Consider the following 14226-nt stretch of genomic DNA (forward strand, 5'->3'; position numbering starts at 1 on the left):
TCGCGATTCCGTGGGCCTGTCTTGCGGGCACATCTTTGCCCGCTGGCCCCTATTGCCGATGAAAAGGGCGATGGCAGCCGGACCGGCGGCTGTGGCACGAAGCGAGGTTTAACACATGCAAAAGACCCTTCCGCTCATCGCGACACTTGCGACGCTGGCAGCCTATCCTGCTGCCGCGCAGGATGCCGCGGCGCCCGCGGAGGCGGCCGCCGCTGTCAGCGCGGATGTCGTCTATATCTTCAACACCCTGCTGTTCCTGATCGGCGGCTTCCTCGTGATGTGGATGGCCGCGGGCTTCGCCATGCTCGAGGCGGGCCTGGTGCGTTCCAAGAACGTGACGACCCAGCTGTTCAAGAACATCTCGCTGTTCGCGATCGCGGGCATCATGTACTGGCTGATCGGCTATAACCTGATGTATCCGGGCGAATGGACCATGCCGGGTGTCATCGGCGAGATCTTCAGCCCCAAGGGCATCGACCCCGTCGGCGCGGGCGTGGCCGATGACGGCTACTCGTCCGGTTCGGACTTCTTCTTCCAGCTGATGTTCTGCGCGACCACCGCGTCCATCGTCTCGGGCACCCTGGCCGAGCGCGTGAAGCTGTGGCCCTTCCTGATCTTCACGGTCGTGCTGACCGGCGTCATCTACCCGATCGAGGCCAGCTGGCAGTGGGGCGGCGGCTTCCTGAGCGAGATGGGCTTCTCGGACTTCGCAGGCTCGACCCTGGTCCACGCGGCAGGCGGCTTCGCGGCACTGGCAGGCGCGATCGTGCTGGGCGCACGTCACGGCAAGTACCGTCCCGACGGCCGCATGCAGCCGATGCCCGGTTCGAACCTGGCGCTGGCGACGCTCGGCACGTTCATCCTGTGGCTGGGTTGGTTCGGCTTCAACGGCGCGTCGCAGCTGGCCATCGGGTCGGTCAATGACGCGGCCGATGTCAGCCGCATCTTCGTGAACACCAACATGGCCGCATCGGCCGGTGCCGTGGCCGCCGTCATCGTGACGCAGCTGGTCTATGGCAAGATCGACCTGACCATGGTGCTGAACGGCGCGCTGGCTGGCCTCGTCTCGATCACGGCCGAGCCGCTGACGCCCACGATCTTCGCCTCGATCCTGATCGGCGGCGTGGGTGGTGCGATCGCCTGCTTCGTGGTCCCGATGCTGGACAAGATGAAGATCGACGACGTGGTCGGCGCGATCCCGGTCCACTTGGTGGCGGGCATCTGGGGCACGATCATCGTGCCGGCGACGAACCCCGATACCAGGTTCGTCACGCAGGCCATCGGCATCGTCTCCATCGGCGCCTTCGTCTTCGTGGTCAGCTTCATCATCTGGTCGATCCTGAAGGCGACCATGGGCATCCGCGTCAGCAAGGAAGCCGAGATCACCGGTCTCGACATCTCGGAGATGGGGATGGAAGCCTATCCGGACTTCGTCCAGGCGAAGTGATCGCCGCGACATAACGGGTCTCTTCCCGGAGAGGGGGCGGGTCGCGCAATGCGGCCCGCCCCTTCCGTTTCGGGGCCCCCAGAAATGCGAAAGGCCCGCCGTGATGGCGGGCCTTCGTCGTCGTTCTTGGGGCTGGGGGTCAGGCGATCCGTTCGACCACGAAATCGGCCAGGTCCGACAGCATGTCGCGGATCGGATGCTCGGGCAGGATCTGCAGCGAACCGCGGGCCTTGGCCGCCCAGTCCAGCGCGTCGCGGCGGGCATCGGCCATCGCGCCGTGGCGGGCCAGCAGGTCCAGCGCGTGTTCAAGGTCGCCGTCCTGCTGGTCGCCCTTCTCGATGGTGCGCGACCAGAAGGCGCGTTCCTCGGGGGTGGCGCGGGCCACGGCCTTGATCACCGGCAGCGTCAGCTTGCGTTCGCGGAAATCGTCGCCGGTATTCTTGCCGATCGCCTCGGCGGTGCCGCCGTAATCCAGAAGGTCGTCCACGATCTGGAAGGCGATGCCAAGCGCGTCGCCGTAATCGAACAGCGCGCGGACCTGCGCATCGGGGACGCCCGCGATGACGCCGCCCACCTCGGTCGCGGCCGAGAACAGCGCCGCCGTCTTGCCGCGCACGACCTGAAGATAGATGTCCTCGTTCGTGGCCAGATCCTGCGCCGCGGTCAGCTGCAGCACCTCGCCCTCGGCGATGGTGGCGGCGGCGTTCGACAGGATCTCGAGCGTGCGCATGCTGCCGGGTTCGACCATCAGCTGGAAGCTGCGCGCGAACAGGTAATCGCCGACCAGCACGCTGGACTTGTTGTCCCACAGCAGGTTCGCCGTCGGACGCCCGCGGCGCTGGCGGCTTTCGTCGACCACGTCGTCATGCAGCAGGGTCGCGGTGTGGATGAATTCGACCGTCGCGGCCAGATGCACGTGATAGGGGCCGCCATAGCCAAGCAGCCTGGCCGCGGCCAGGGTCAGCATGGGGCGCAGGCGCTTGCCGCCGGCCTCGATCAGGTGGGCGGTCACCTCGGGGATGCGCGGCGCATGCCGGCTGGCCATGCGTTCGCGGATCAGCGCGTTCACGGCCTCCATCTCGGGTGCCAGCGCCTCGGCCAGCCGGTCCAGTGGTTTGCGGACGTCTTCCTGCACGTTCATCACATCATCCCGTGTCTGCGCCCTCGCATTGCCATGCCATCGACAAATGCGCAACCGCCGCATAACGTCGCGGCCATGAAAGAGCTTTTCCGCAGCAACGATCCCGTGCGCATCTCGGCGGCCCAGAGCCTGCTGGAAGCCGAGGGGATCGCGACCTTCCAGATGGACCAGCACATGAGCGTGCTGGAAGGGTCGATCGGCATCCTGGCGCAGCGCGTCATGGTGGCCGACCGGGACGAGTTCATGGCCCGCGCCATCCTGCGCGACGCGGGCCTGGATGAGTGATCTTCGCCGCGACGGGTTCCTGGGCGGGCGGCTGCAGCTGTGGCAGCCCGCGCGCGGCTACAGGTCGGGCGCGGATGCGGTGATGCTGGCCGCCGCCTGCCGCGCGGGGCCGGGCGACAGCGTGCTGGAACTGGGATGCGGGGCGGGCGTCGCCAGCCTGTGCCTGGCCGCGCGCGTGCCGGGGCTGCGCTGCATGGGGCTGGAGCGTCAGCCCGATTATGCCGCGCTGGCCCTGCGGAACGCACAGGAATGCGGGCTGCCGCTGGACGTGCTGACGGGCGATCTGGCGGATCCGCCGGCAGGGCTGCGGGGCAGGGGCTTCGACCACGTCATCATGAACCCGCCCTATTTCCTTGGGGGCACTCCCGCGCCCGATCCGGGCCGCGCGACCGCACGGACCGAGGAGACGCCGCTGGACGACTGGCTGGACGCGGGACTGCGGCGGCTGAACCCCAAGGGCTGGCTGACGGTGATCCAGCGCGCCGACCGGCTGGACCGGATCATCGCGGCATTGCAGGGGCGGGCGGGTGCGATATCCATCCTGCCCGTCGCCGCGCGCCAGGGCCGAGAGGCAGGGCGCGTCATCGTTGCCGCCCGCAAGGGCGCACGCGCGCCGCTGCGCCTGCTGGCCCCCTTCGTGATGCACGACGCCCCCCGCCATGACGTCGACCGAGAGGACCTGACCCCCGCCGCGCAGGCGGTTCTTCGCGACGGACTGCCGATCACGATTTGATTTGCGAAAGTCTCGTGACAGAATCGCCAAAGCGTGCTGCACTGACCCTGTTCGAACCACTTCTTATGGAGGACGTGATGTCGGTTGCTTCGCATGTCGAGGAACTTCGCCGCAAACATCAAAAGCTTTCGGATGCAGTTGAAAGGGCTCAGAAAAGTCCCGGCTCCAGCGACCTGGAGCTGACGGCGCTGAAGCGCGAGAAACTGCGTCTGAAGGAACAGATCTCCAGATACGGCCACTGATCCCTTCGACGGTGACAGCCACATGAAAAGGCCCGCGCGTTCAGCGCGGGCCTGCTTCGTTCCGGGGCCTTCGATCAGATGTAGTACTGGCCGCCATTCGCCGTGATGGTCGAGCCGGTGACGAAGCCCGCATCGTCGGAGGCCAGGAACACCACGCAGCGCGCGATCTCGGACGGCTCGCCCAGGCGGCCGACGGGGATCTGCGCGATGATCCCCTCGCGGACCTGTTCGGGAACGGCCATCACCATGTCCGTCGCGATATAGCCGGGGCAGATCGCGTTGACGGTGATGTTGTTGCGCGCGCCTTCCTGCGCCAGCGACTTGGTGAAGCCCAGGTCGCCCGCCTTGGCCGCGGCATAGTTCGCCTGCCCGAACTGGCCCTTCTGCCCGTTGATCGAGCTGATGTTGATGACGCGCCCGAACTTGCGTTCGCGCATGCCCGGCCAGACCGGATGGGTCATGTTGAAGGTGCCGGTCAGGTTGGTGTCGATGACCTCCTTCCACTTCTCGGGCGTCATCTTGTGGAAGGGCGCGTCGCGGGTGATCCCGGCATTGTTGACCAGAACGGCGATCGGGCCCAGATCCTCTTCGACCTGGGCGATGCCGGCCTTGCAGGCATCGTAATCGGCGACCGACCACTTGTAGGTCTTGATGCCGGTTTCCTCGGTGAAGGCCTTGGCCGCGTCGTCATTGCCGGCATAGTTCGCGGCGACGGTATAGCCTGCGGCCTGAAGCGCCTTGCAGATCTCGGCGCCGATGCCGCGCGATCCGCCGGTGACCAGTGCTACCTTGGACATGATTCCCCCCTTCATTCGTTATCGTAAAACATTGCTACTTTGCAGGGGGCGTGCGCGCAATTAAATTGCGCACGCGCCGGTCGTTCAGCGTTCGAGGCACATGGCGACGCCCATGCCGCCGCCGATGCACAGCGTCGCAAGGCCCTTCTTGGCGTCGCGGCGCTGCATCTCGAACAGCAGGGTGTTCAGGATCCGCGCCCCCGATGCGCCGATCGGGTGGCCGATGGCGATCGCGCCGCCGTTGACGTTCACGATGGACGGATCCCAGCCCATGTCCTTGTTCACGGCGCAGGCCTGCGCGGCAAAGGCCTCGTTCGCCTCGACCAGGTCCAGGTCGCCGACCGACCAGCCCGCCTTTTCCAGCGCCTTGCGGCTGGAGGGGATCGGCCCGGTGCCCATGATCGCCGGGTCGAGGCCCGCCGTCGCATAGGAGGCGATGCGCGCCAGCGGCGTCAGTCCGCGGCGTGCGGCCTCGTCCTCGGACATGACCATGACGGCCGCGGCGCCGTCGTTCAGGCCGGATGCGTTGCCCGCCGTGACCGAGCCTTCCTTGGTGAAGGCCGGGCGCAGTTTCTGCATGCCCTCGATCGTGGCGCCGTGGCGGATGTATTCGTCCTTGTCGACGACCGTGTCGCCCTTGCGGCCCTTGACGGTATAGGCGACGATCTCGTCATCGAAGCGGCCCGCATTCTGCGCGGCCTCGGCCTTGTTCTGCGATGCGAGGGCGAATTCGTCCTGCTGGTCGCGGCTGATCGACCACTGGTCGGCCACGTTCTCGGCGGTCTGACCCATGTGATAGCCGTTGAAGGCATCCCACAGCCCGTCGCGGATCATGGTGTCGATCATCTTCATGTCGCCCATCTTCTGGCCCGCGCGCAGATAGGCGGCATGGGTCGACAGCGACATGCTCTCCTGGCCCCCCGCCAGGACGATCTGCGCATCGCCCAGCATGACCTGCTGCGCCGCCAGCGCGACCGAGCGCAGCCCCGAGCCGCAGACCTGGTTGATGAGCCAAGCTGCCGATTCCTTGGGCAGGCCCGCATTGATATGCGCCTGGCGCGCGGGGTTCTGGCCCTGCGCGGCGGTCAGAACCTGGCCCAGGATCGTCTCGCTGACCTCGGCGGGGTCGACACCGGCGCGGGCCACGACTTCGCGCAGGACTGCGGCGCCCAGATCATGCGCGGGGACATTGGCGAATGCGCCCATGAAGCTGCCGACGGGGGTACGTGCGGCAGATACGATTACGGCTTTGGTCATGGCGGGCTCCTTCCCTTCGTTGCCGGGCGGTGCCGGCTGATGGGGTCAGGATGCGGGTTGCCGACGCCACGTCAAGCGCTGTGTGGCAACAGTTGGATGACGGCCCGGATCGCCTAGCGCGTGGCCAGCGAGGGCGGCTTCTTCCACGGGGGCGCGATGGTCGGCGCCCCGAAATAGTAGCCCTGCATGCAATCCACCCCGATATCTATCAGGAAGGCCGCATCCTCGGCGGTCTCGACCGATTCCGCGACGGTGAACATGTCGAAGTGATGCGCGATGGACTGCAGCGCGCGGGTCAGGACCTGGTTGTCGGGATTGCCCGCGATCTGGCGGATGAACTGCCCGTCGATCTTGATCATGTCGAAGCAGAAGTCGCGCAGATAGCGGAACGAGGTATAGCCCGCGCCGAAATCGTCCAGCGCCAGGCTGACGCCGTGGGACTGCACTTCGGACATGAAGCGCTGCACGTCCTGCGGCATGTCCATCGCGCTGCTTTCGGTGATCTCCAGGATCAGGCGTTCGCCCATGGTCGGATCCTCGGATATGCCGCGGCGCAGGGTTTCCATCCAGCGGGGATAGAGGATCGAGCGGGCGGACATGTTGATCGACAGGCGCAGGCCCGGATCCTCGGCCAGGGTCTGCATCCCGAGGGACAGCGACAGGCAGTCGATCTTGCGGCCCAGTTCGGTCTTTTCCGCCTGGGGCATGAAATCGCGCAGGGGGACCAGTCGCCCGCTTTCGTCGATGACGCGGATCAGCCCCTCGTAGAAGGCGGGGGTCTTGGTGCGCTGCGCCTGGACGATGGGTTGGAAGGCCAGCACCGCGCTGCCGCGATCCACCGCCATCGACACGGCCGAGAGCGTCAGGCTGTCCTGGTGCCGGATCGCGTCTTCCAGCGGCGAAGAGTTTTCCGGGTATCTGGTCACGGTGCGCCTCATGTCCTTCGTCTGGCTTGCAGTCTGCGCACCATGCCTTAACCTTGCGTGAATCGTCAGGGATATCTGGAAACTGGGTTAACCCATGGTTGAACGCTGCGGCTGGTGCGGGGACGATCCGCTCTATGTCGATTATCACGACCGCGAATGGGGCGTGCCCGAACGCGACCCCCGCGCCCTGTGGGAGGCGCTGACCCTCGAGGCGTTCCAGGCCGGGCTCAGCTGGATCACCATCCTGCGCAAGCGCGAGGGGTTCCGGCGGGAATTCGACGGCTTCGACCCCGAAAGCGTCGCCGCCTGGGATCAGGCGCGCATCGACCGCGCGATGGGCAATCCCGGCATCATCCGCCACCGCGCCAAGATCGAGGCCGCCGTCCGTGGCGCACGATCCTTCCTGCGGATCGAGGACGAGCGCGGCTTCTCGCCGTGGTTGTGGGGGTTCGTCGGCGGCGATCCGATCCGCAATTCGCCCGCCGACCTGTCGCAGGTGCCCGCGCAGACGCCCGAATCGCAGGCCATGTCCAAGGCGCTGAAATCCGAGGGCTTCGGCTTCTGCGGGCCGGTCATCACCTATGCCTTCATGCAGGCCACGGGCATGGTGGACGACCATGTCGCCACCTGCCACCGGCACGGCGCGATCAGCCCTCGATAAGCTGACCGATCAGGGTCTTGGCGGTGTCCGAATCCCATTCCGCATCGCCCAGGTAACGCGCGACCTCGTTGCCGTCGCGGTCCAGCAGCACGGTCACGGGCAGGCCGACGACGCCCATTTTCCGTGCCAGCTGCTGGCGCGGATCCAGAAGGACGGGCAGGTCGGTCACGCCCACCTCGTCGAAGAAATCGTCGATGCGCGCGGGGGCGTTGCGGCCGGTGGCGATGGTCACCACCTCGAAATCATCGCCGCCCAGCTCCTTCTGCAGGTTGTCCAGCGCGGGCATCTCCTCGCGGCAGGGGGCGCACCAGGTCGCCCAGAAGTTCACCAGCACGATCTTGCCCTTCCAGTCGCCCAGGCGATGCTCGCCGCCATCGGGATCGGTGAAGACCGTGTCGCCGACCGGGGGGGCATCGTCGGCCACGACCAGCTTGGGCAGGCCGCCTTCCTTCGCGGCCTGCCAGTCGGGTTCGGCATAGGCGGCATTTGCACCGAGTAACAGTGCCGTATAAAGCAGGACGGAACGCAGCATTGGACCTCCGAAGGACTGACAGATGACCGACCGGCCCGACAGCAACGACGCCGCCAACAGCATGTGGGGCGGGCGCTTCGCCGCCGGACCCGATGCGATCATGGAGGCGATCAACGCCTCGATTGGATTCGACCGGCGCCTCTATGCCCAGGACATCCGTGGCAGCCGGGCCCATGCCGCGATGCTGGCGGCGCAGGGCATCATCAGCGATACCGATGCCGAGGCCATCAGGGAAGGCCTGCTCACCGTCTTGTCAGAGATCGAGGCCGGGAATTTCCCCTTCCGCACCGCGCTGGAGGACATCCACATGAACGTGGAGGCCCGCCTGAAGGAGATCATCGGCGAACCCGCGGGCCGTCTGCACACGGGCCGGTCGCGCAACGACCAGGTCGCGACCGATTTCCGCCTGTGGGTCCGCGACCAGTGCGATGCCGCCATCGAGGGGCTTCAGGCCCTGATCCGCGCCTGCCTGGGCCAGGCCGAGGCGGGCGCCGACTGGGTCATGCCGGGCTTCACCCATCTGCAGACCGCCCAGCCGGTCACATGGGGCCACCACATGATGGCCTATGTCGAGATGTTCGGCCGCGACCTGTCGCGCTTCCGCGATGCGCGGGCGCGGATGAACGAATCGCCCCTGGGTGCCGCGGCGCTTGCGGGCACGGGATACCCCATCGACCGTCAGGCGACCGCCCGCGACCTGGGCTTCGACCGTCCCATGGCCAACAGCCTCGATGCCGTCAGCGACCGCGATTTCGCGCTGGAGTTCCTGTCCTGCGCCTCGATCTGCGCCGTCCACCTGTCGCGCCTGAGCGAGGAGCTGGTGATCTGGTCCTCGGCCCAGTTCCGCTTCGTGTCGATGTCGGACAAGTGGTCGACCGGGTCGTCGATCATGCCGCAGAAGCGCAACCCGGATGCCGCGGAACTGATCCGCGCCAAGATCGGGCGCATCCTGGGCGGGACGGTCGCGCTGTTCACGGTGATGAAGGGCCTGCCCTTGGCCTATTCCAAGGACATGCAGGAGGACAAGGAACAGGTCTTCGACGCGGCCGACAACCTGCTGCTGTCGCTGGCCGCCATGTCGGGCATGATCACCGACCTGACCGCCAATCGCGACCGTCTGGAAGGGGCCGCAAGCGCGGGCTTTTCCACCGCGACCGACCTTGCCGACTGGCTGGTGCGCGAACTGGGGCTGCCCTTCCGCGACGCCCATCACGTCACCGGATCGCTGGTCGCCATGGCCGAGACGCGCGGGATCGACCTGCCGGACCTGACGCTGGAGGACATGCGCTCCGTCCATGACGGCATCACGCAGGACGTGTTCGGCGTGCTGGGGGTCCACAACTCGGTCGCCTCGCGCCAGAGCTATGGCGGGACGGCACCCGACCAGGTCCGCGCCCAGATCGCCCGCTGGAAGGAGACGCTGGCATGACCCGCATCACCTGCATCATGGCGCTGCTGGCCCTTGCGGCCTGCGGCGTCGACGGCGCCCCGAAGCGTCCCGCCGACAAGCCGGCGCAATCCGGCATCACCATCAGCGGCGATGCCCGTATCGGCATCGCGACCGAGTAGTCCATGGATCATTTCCTCTATCGCGACGGCGCGCTTCACGCCGAGGACGTGCCCCTGAGCCGCATCGCGGCCGAGGTGGGCAGCCCCGTCTATGTCTATTCCGCGGCAACGCTGCGGCGGCATTTCGGCCTGTTCCGGCAGGCGCTGGACTGGACGGACCACCTCGTCTGCTTCGCGGTCAAGTCGAACAGCAACCTCGCCGTGCTCAAGCTGATGGGCGACATGGGAGCGGGCATGGATGTCGTCTCGGGCGGCGAATATGCGCGGGCCCGCGCGGCGGGCGTGCCGGGCGACCGGATCGTGTTCTCGGGCGTGGGCAAGACCCGCGCCGAGATGCGCCAGACCATCGAGGGCGGCATCCGCCAGTTCAACATCGAGAGCGAGCCCGAGATGCGGGTCCTGTCCGAGGTGGCCGCCAGCATGGGCGCGACCGTCCCCGTGGCGATCCGCGTGAACCCCGATGTCGATGCCAAGACCCATGAGAAGATCGCGACCGGCAAGTCCGAGAACAAGTTCGGCATTCCGATTTCCCGCGCGCGCGAGGTCTATGCCGAGGCCGCGTCCCTGCCGGGGCTGAAGGTCGTGGGCGTGGACGTGCATATCGGCAGCCAGCTGACCGATCTGGACCCGTTCCGAGCCGCCTATGCCAAGGTGGCCGAACTGACGACCATGCTGCGCGCCGAAGGGCACGAGATCACGCGCCTGGACCTGGGCGGCGGCCTGGGCATCCCCTATCGCCGCGACAACAACGCGCCGCCCCTGCCCATCGAATACGGGCAGGTGATCCGCGATGCCGTCGGCCATCTGGGCTGCGAGATCGAGATCGAGCCGGGCCGCAACATCGTCGGAAATGCGGGCGTGCTGCTGAGCGAGGTCGTCTATGTCAAGAACGGCGAGGATCGCGACTTCCTGATCGTGGACGCGGCGATGAACGACCTGCTGCGCCCGGCCATGTACGGCGCGCATCACGACATCGTCGCGGTCCGCGAACCGGACGTGGGTGCGCAGGTCCGGCCCTATGACGTGGTGGGTCCGGTCTGCGAATCCGGCGATACCTTCCAGAAGGGCGCGCAGCTGCCCGCGATGGAGGCGGGCGATCTGATCGCCTTCCGCTCGGCCGGGGCATATGGGGCCGTGATGGCGTCGGAATACAATTCCCGCCCCCTCGTCCCCGAGGTGCTGGTCGATGGCGATCAATTCGCCGTTATCCGCGCCCGCCCGACATATGAGGAGATGCTGGCCCGGGATACGATCCCGGAATGGCTTTGATCCGGCGCCTTGCTGCCCGATACGGGCCGGGGGCCGCGCGCCCCCGGACCGATGACGAATTTCCCCCCGATACCCGCCTGCGCCGCGCCCTGCGCCTGACCCGGATGGGGCTGGTCTGGGAACGTGCGATTTCGGCCTTCTGGCCGCTGGCCTGCCTGCTTGGCCTTGCCTTCGCCGCGATGTGGGGCGGGCTGGTGGCGGGCATCGAGCCTTCCGCCCTGCCGTGGATCGGCGGGGCGTGGCTGGCCGCGACGCTGGCCGCCGCCGTGCATGGCGGGCTGCGCCATCGCCGCGTGCGCGCGCCCGACGCGCGCGAACGGCTTGACCGCAGCCTGCCGGGGCGCCCGCTGGCTGCGCTGTCCGACCGGCCCGCCATCGGTGATGCGGGCCCGCTGTGGCAGGCCCACCTGCACCAGATGCGCGACCTTGCCGCCCGCGCCCGCGCCGTGCCGCCCGATGCGGGCCTGTCGCGCCGCGACCCCTTCGCGCTGCGGCTGGCGGCGCTTCTGGCCTTTGCGATGGCGCTGATCTTCGGCGGTGCCGACCAGATGGGGCAGGGCATCCGCGCCATGGCCGCGACCGTCCTTCCCCGCGCCGCGTTGACCGATGCCGCACCCACCGGCCCCGAATGGGAGGGATGGGCCGAGCCCCCCGCCTATACCCGCCGTCCCGCGATCTATCTGAACGCCCTGCCCGAGGGCGAGGTGCTGGACCTGCCCAAGGGCAGCCGCATCAGCCTGCGCATCTATGGCGCCGACGTGCCGGTCGTGCAGGACGTGGCGGCGGAAACGACCGGCGACGAGGTCGCGCCCGAACTGGTCGCGGAACGCAGCGGCACGCTTGGGGTGGGGGGGCGCGACTTCGCGATCACCGTGCTGCCGGATGCCGCGCCGGTCATCGCGCTTGGCGACGTGCCGCAGCGCCGCGCCGACGGGCGGATGGTGCAGGACTATACCGCCGGCGACGATCACGGCGTCACCGCGGCCGAGGCCCGCATCGCGCTGGACCTGCCCGCGGTGGACCGCCGCTTCGGGCTGGCCGTCGATCCCGAACCCCGGGACGATCTGGCCCTGCCCATCGCCCTGCCGCGCACGGGACGCGACGACATCGCGGGCCAGATCACGCAGGACCTGTCGCGCCACCCCTGGGCCAACCTGCCGGTGACGCTGCGCCTGCGCGCGCTTGACGGCATCGGCCAGGAGGGGCTGTCCGCCCCCCGCGCGATGGACCTGCCGGGCCGCCGCTTCTTCGCGCCCATGGCCGCCGCCCTGATCGAGCTGCGCCGCGACCTGCTGTGGTCGCGCCGGAACGCCCGCCGCAGCGCCGAGATCCTGCGCGCCCTGACCTGGCAGCCCGAGGGCTTCGTCGAGCCCGATCTCTATTCCGAACTGCGTGGCGCGGTTGGGCTGCTGGAGGGCGATGCCTTCGACGCCGAGGCCCGCGACCGCCTTGCCGACGCCCTGTGGGAGGCGGCGGTCCTGCTGGAGGATGGCGGCCTGTCGGACGCGCTGCAACGGATGCGGGATGCCCAGCAGCGCCTGTCCGAGGCGATCCGCAACGGTGCCAGCCCCGACGAGATCCAGCGCCTCATGGACGAGCTGCGCGAGGCGACCGACGCCTATACGCAGATGCTGGCGGAACAGGCCGAACCCGAGGACATGACCGACCGCCCCGACCGGGGCGAGCAGCGCAATGCCGAGGTGACGGGCGACCAGATCCAGCAGATGATGGACGAGATCCAGCGCCTGATGAACGAGGGCCGCATGGCCGAGGCCGAGCAGCTGCTGGAGCAGTTCAACCGCCTGATGGAGAATATCGAGGTCCGCCAGTCGCAGGGCCAGCAGGGCGGCGAGGGGCGCCAGGGCAGCCCCTCGATGAACCGCCTGGCCGACACGCTGCGCGACCAGCAGGACCTGTCGGACGAGGCGTTCCGCCAGATGCAGCGCGGGCAGGGGGGCGACGACGATCTGGCCGCCCGCCAGCGCGAACTGCGCGAGGAACTGGGCCGTCAGCGCGAACTGATGCCGGGCGAGGGGTCCGATGACGGCGACGAGGCCCGCCGCCGCATGGACGAGGCCGGCCGCGCGATGGAAGAGGCCGAACAGGCGCTGCGCGACGGCGACCCCTCGGGGGCGATGCGCAGGCAGGCGGATGCGATCACCGCGATGCGCGAGGGGATGCGCGCGCTGGCCGACATGCTGGCGCAGGAAGGCCAACCGGGCGAGGCCGCGGATGGGAACGCGCAGGGACAGGGGCAGGACGGCAGCCAGTCCGCGCGCGGCGGACGCAACGGTCGCGATCCCCTTGGCCGCGAGGCGGGCAATGGCGGCGGTTCGGCGCAGGGCGGCGACATGGCGGATGGCGCGGGCGACGGCAACCGCCGCGCGCGGGAACTTCTGGACGAGATCCGCCGCCGCAGCGCCGACCCGAACCGCCCGAGCGACGAGCGCGACTACCTGCGCCGGCTGCTCGAACGGTTCTAGCCCCTCAGCCGCGCGGCCTGCCCGTCCAGCCACAGCCGCGCTCGGTCCAGGCCGCCGCGCCATTCCATCAGCGTCTCGCCCAGGGGGCTGTCGGGGGCGAGGTTCGGCGCCGCGACATAGACCACGGCCACCGATGCGGCGACCGCCAGCATCAGCGCTATTCCGGCCCCGTAACCGCTGCGCCGCTGCGCTTCCGGCGCGGGCGCAGCAGCCGGTTCGGGAACGACAGCCGGTTCGGGAACAGGGGCGGATCCGGGAACGGGGGCGGGTTCGATGATGCGCGTGACACGGGCGGGGCGCGTCGGGGCGTCGTCCCCGCGGACGCGGGCGGGCGCTTCGGGCTGCGGCTCGGCGGCGGGCTGGGGCTTGTGCCGGATCACGCGGGTCCCCGTCGCGGTGGTCGTCGTCGCGGCGGCGGGCAGGGTCACGGTGGTCGCGGGCCAGTCGGCTTCGTAGGCCTCGCTGCTGACGGGGCGGTAACGGGTCTGGCCCTCGGCCTCGCGCAGGCGGCGTTCGTGTTCGACCTCGTCCTTGAGGAATTGCAGCATGTCGGGGGCCAGCCGCTTGCTGGGCATCACCGCCTCGCGCTGCGGGGGCGGGGCATCGTCGTCGGGCGCGATCTCGTCATCGTGATCGGCGGCCGCCTGGACCGCATCGCCGCGCCGCGCCAGCCAGACGCGGCCGCAATCGGCGCATTCCACCTCGCGGCCCGCCTCCGGGATCGCTGAAACCGGCAAAGCATAGTCCGATCCGCATCCCGGACAGATCAACCTGATTTCAGACATGGCACCCTCGTAATCGTCCTGCGGCTGTTTTATCAAGCGTCAGTCCGGCTTCCAAGCATCCGGGCGCAGGGCCCGCATCAAGACGGGCCGATTTGGAAC

The 14226-nt window shown here is 68.5% G+C and carries 15 protein-coding genes; 9 read left to right on the plus strand and 6 right to left on the minus strand.

Translation table 11 applies throughout. The features are described from left to right. Nucleotides 1-115: 115 nt before the first annotated feature. Complete coding sequence (locus QMZ16_RS02530) at nt 116-1447, plus strand: ammonium transporter (protein ID WP_282601992.1); 1332 nt, start codon at nt 116-118, stop codon at nt 1445-1447. A gap of 139 nt (nt 1448-1586) precedes the next feature. Here QMZ16_RS02530 and QMZ16_RS02535 read toward each other — a convergent pair whose 3' ends face one another. Next, nucleotides 1587-2588 (minus strand): polyprenyl synthetase family protein, encoded by a 1002-nt coding sequence (locus QMZ16_RS02535; protein ID WP_282601993.1) that lies wholly within the window; start codon nt 2586-2588, stop codon nt 1587-1589. Nucleotides 2589-2663: 75 nt separating this feature from the next. Between QMZ16_RS02535 and QMZ16_RS02540 the strand changes: the two genes are divergently transcribed. The 3 genes from QMZ16_RS02540 to QMZ16_RS02550 all read left to right on the plus strand — a co-directional run bounded on the left by QMZ16_RS02540 (nt 2664) and on the right by QMZ16_RS02550 (nt 3848). After that, entirely contained in the window at nt 2664-2873 is a 210-nt protein-coding gene (locus QMZ16_RS02540; protein WP_282601994.1) for a DUF2007 domain-containing protein, read from the plus strand. Further along, entirely contained in the window at nt 2866-3606 is a 741-nt protein-coding gene (locus tag QMZ16_RS02545) for a methyltransferase domain-containing protein (protein ID WP_282601995.1), read from the plus strand. The genes QMZ16_RS02540 and QMZ16_RS02545 overlap by 8 nt, the downstream gene beginning before the upstream one ends. A 77-nt stretch (nt 3607-3683) precedes the next feature. Further along, nucleotides 3684-3848, plus strand: coding sequence for a YdcH family protein (locus QMZ16_RS02550; RefSeq protein ID WP_084686382.1), 165 nt, complete (start codon nt 3684-3686; stop codon nt 3846-3848). A gap of 74 nt (nt 3849-3922) precedes the next feature. On the opposite strand, the gene QMZ16_RS02555 is transcribed toward QMZ16_RS02550, so the two are convergent. The 3 genes from QMZ16_RS02555 to QMZ16_RS02565 form a co-directional block, all read right to left on the minus strand. Continuing rightward, nucleotides 3923-4645, minus strand: coding sequence for a beta-ketoacyl-ACP reductase (locus QMZ16_RS02555; protein WP_022705838.1), 723 nt, complete (start codon nt 4643-4645; stop codon nt 3923-3925). Between the two features lie 84 nt (nt 4646-4729). Next, nucleotides 4730-5902: an acetyl-CoA C-acetyltransferase gene (locus QMZ16_RS02560; RefSeq protein WP_282601996.1), complete on the minus strand. Its 1173-nt coding sequence runs from the start codon at nt 5900-5902 to the stop codon at nt 4730-4732. A gap of 113 nt (nt 5903-6015) precedes the next feature. Next, nucleotides 6016-6840 carry an EAL domain-containing protein gene (locus QMZ16_RS02565; protein WP_282601997.1) on the minus strand — a complete coding sequence of 275 codons (825 nt, stop codon included), beginning with the start codon at nt 6838-6840 and terminating at the stop codon, nt 6016-6018. Between the two features lie 82 nt (nt 6841-6922). Here QMZ16_RS02565 and QMZ16_RS02570 point away from each other — a divergent pair, with 82 nt between their 5' ends. Continuing rightward, nucleotides 6923-7489 (plus strand): DNA-3-methyladenine glycosylase I, encoded by a 567-nt coding sequence (locus tag QMZ16_RS02570; protein WP_282601998.1) that lies wholly within the window; start codon nt 6923-6925, stop codon nt 7487-7489. Here QMZ16_RS02570 and QMZ16_RS02575 read toward each other — a convergent pair. Beyond that, on the minus strand, nt 7476-8021 hold the full coding sequence (locus QMZ16_RS02575) for a TlpA disulfide reductase family protein (RefSeq protein ID WP_282601999.1): 546 nt from the start codon (nt 8019-8021) through the stop codon (nt 7476-7478). The genes QMZ16_RS02570 and QMZ16_RS02575 overlap by 14 nt on opposite strands. Before the next feature lie 22 nt (nt 8022-8043). On the opposite strand from QMZ16_RS02575, the gene argH reads away from it, so the two are divergent. Genes argH through QMZ16_RS02595 form a run of 4 tightly spaced genes read left to right on the plus strand, consistent with a single transcriptional unit; the run spans nt 8044 to nt 13342 of the window. Next, nucleotides 8044-9450, plus strand: coding sequence for an argininosuccinate lyase (argH, locus tag QMZ16_RS02580; RefSeq protein ID WP_282602000.1), 1407 nt, complete (start codon nt 8044-8046; stop codon nt 9448-9450). Continuing rightward, nucleotides 9447-9590 carry a hypothetical protein gene (locus tag QMZ16_RS02585; protein WP_282602001.1) on the plus strand — a complete coding sequence of 48 codons (144 nt, stop codon included), beginning with the start codon at nt 9447-9449 and terminating at the stop codon, nt 9588-9590. Before argH ends, QMZ16_RS02585 begins: the two co-directional genes overlap by 4 nt. A gap of 3 nt (nt 9591-9593) precedes the next feature. Then, nucleotides 9594-10859, plus strand: coding sequence for a diaminopimelate decarboxylase (gene lysA / locus QMZ16_RS02590; RefSeq protein ID WP_282602002.1), 1266 nt, complete (start codon nt 9594-9596; stop codon nt 10857-10859). Continuing rightward, entirely contained in the window at nt 10850-13342 is a 2493-nt protein-coding gene (locus tag QMZ16_RS02595; RefSeq protein ID WP_282602003.1) for a DUF4175 family protein, read from the plus strand. The genes lysA and QMZ16_RS02595 overlap by 10 nt, the downstream gene beginning before the upstream one ends. Here the strand turns inward: QMZ16_RS02595 and QMZ16_RS02600 are convergent. Continuing rightward, entirely contained in the window at nt 13339-14163 is an 825-nt protein-coding gene (locus tag QMZ16_RS02600; RefSeq protein WP_282602004.1) for a zinc-ribbon domain-containing protein, read from the minus strand. The genes QMZ16_RS02595 and QMZ16_RS02600 overlap by 4 nt on opposite strands. Nucleotides 14164-14226: the final 63 nt, after the last annotated feature.

The organism is Paracoccus sp. PARArs4 (assembly GCF_947311865.1).
Taxonomy (GTDB): Bacteria; Pseudomonadota; Alphaproteobacteria; order Rhodobacterales; family Rhodobacteraceae; genus Paracoccus; species Paracoccus zeaxanthinifaciens.

Bases quoted from the DNA above. Each gene is read 5' to 3' on its own strand.
- QMZ16_RS02530 (WP_282601992.1), top strand. From the start codon at position 116: ATGCAAAAGACCCTTCCGCTCATCGCGACACTTGCGACGCTGGCAGCC.
- QMZ16_RS02535 (WP_282601993.1), bottom strand. From the start codon at position 2,588: ATGAACGTGCAGGAAGACGTCCGCAAACCACTGGACCGGCTGGCCGAG.
- QMZ16_RS02540 (WP_282601994.1), top strand. From the start codon at position 2,664: ATGAAAGAGCTTTTCCGCAGCAACGATCCCGTGCGCATCTCGGCGGCC.
- QMZ16_RS02545 (WP_282601995.1), top strand. From the start codon at position 2,866: ATGAGTGATCTTCGCCGCGACGGGTTCCTGGGCGGGCGGCTGCAGCTG.
- QMZ16_RS02550 (WP_084686382.1), top strand. From the start codon at position 3,684: ATGTCGGTTGCTTCGCATGTCGAGGAACTTCGCCGCAAACATCAAAAG.
- QMZ16_RS02555 (WP_022705838.1), bottom strand. From the start codon at position 4,645: ATGTCCAAGGTAGCACTGGTCACCGGCGGATCGCGCGGCATCGGCGCC.
- QMZ16_RS02560 (WP_282601996.1), bottom strand. From the start codon at position 5,902: ATGACCAAAGCCGTAATCGTATCTGCCGCACGTACCCCCGTCGGCAGC.
- QMZ16_RS02565 (WP_282601997.1), bottom strand. From the start codon at position 6,840: ATGAGGCGCACCGTGACCAGATACCCGGAAAACTCTTCGCCGCTGGAA.
- QMZ16_RS02570 (WP_282601998.1), top strand. From the start codon at position 6,923: ATGGTTGAACGCTGCGGCTGGTGCGGGGACGATCCGCTCTATGTCGAT.
- QMZ16_RS02575 (WP_282601999.1), bottom strand. From the start codon at position 8,021: ATGCTGCGTTCCGTCCTGCTTTATACGGCACTGTTACTCGGTGCAAAT.
- argH (WP_282602000.1), top strand. From the start codon at position 8,044: ATGACCGACCGGCCCGACAGCAACGACGCCGCCAACAGCATGTGGGGC.
- QMZ16_RS02585 (WP_282602001.1), top strand. From the start codon at position 9,447: ATGACCCGCATCACCTGCATCATGGCGCTGCTGGCCCTTGCGGCCTGC.
- lysA (WP_282602002.1), top strand. From the start codon at position 9,594: ATGGATCATTTCCTCTATCGCGACGGCGCGCTTCACGCCGAGGACGTG.
- QMZ16_RS02595 (WP_282602003.1), top strand. From the start codon at position 10,850: ATGGCTTTGATCCGGCGCCTTGCTGCCCGATACGGGCCGGGGGCCGCG.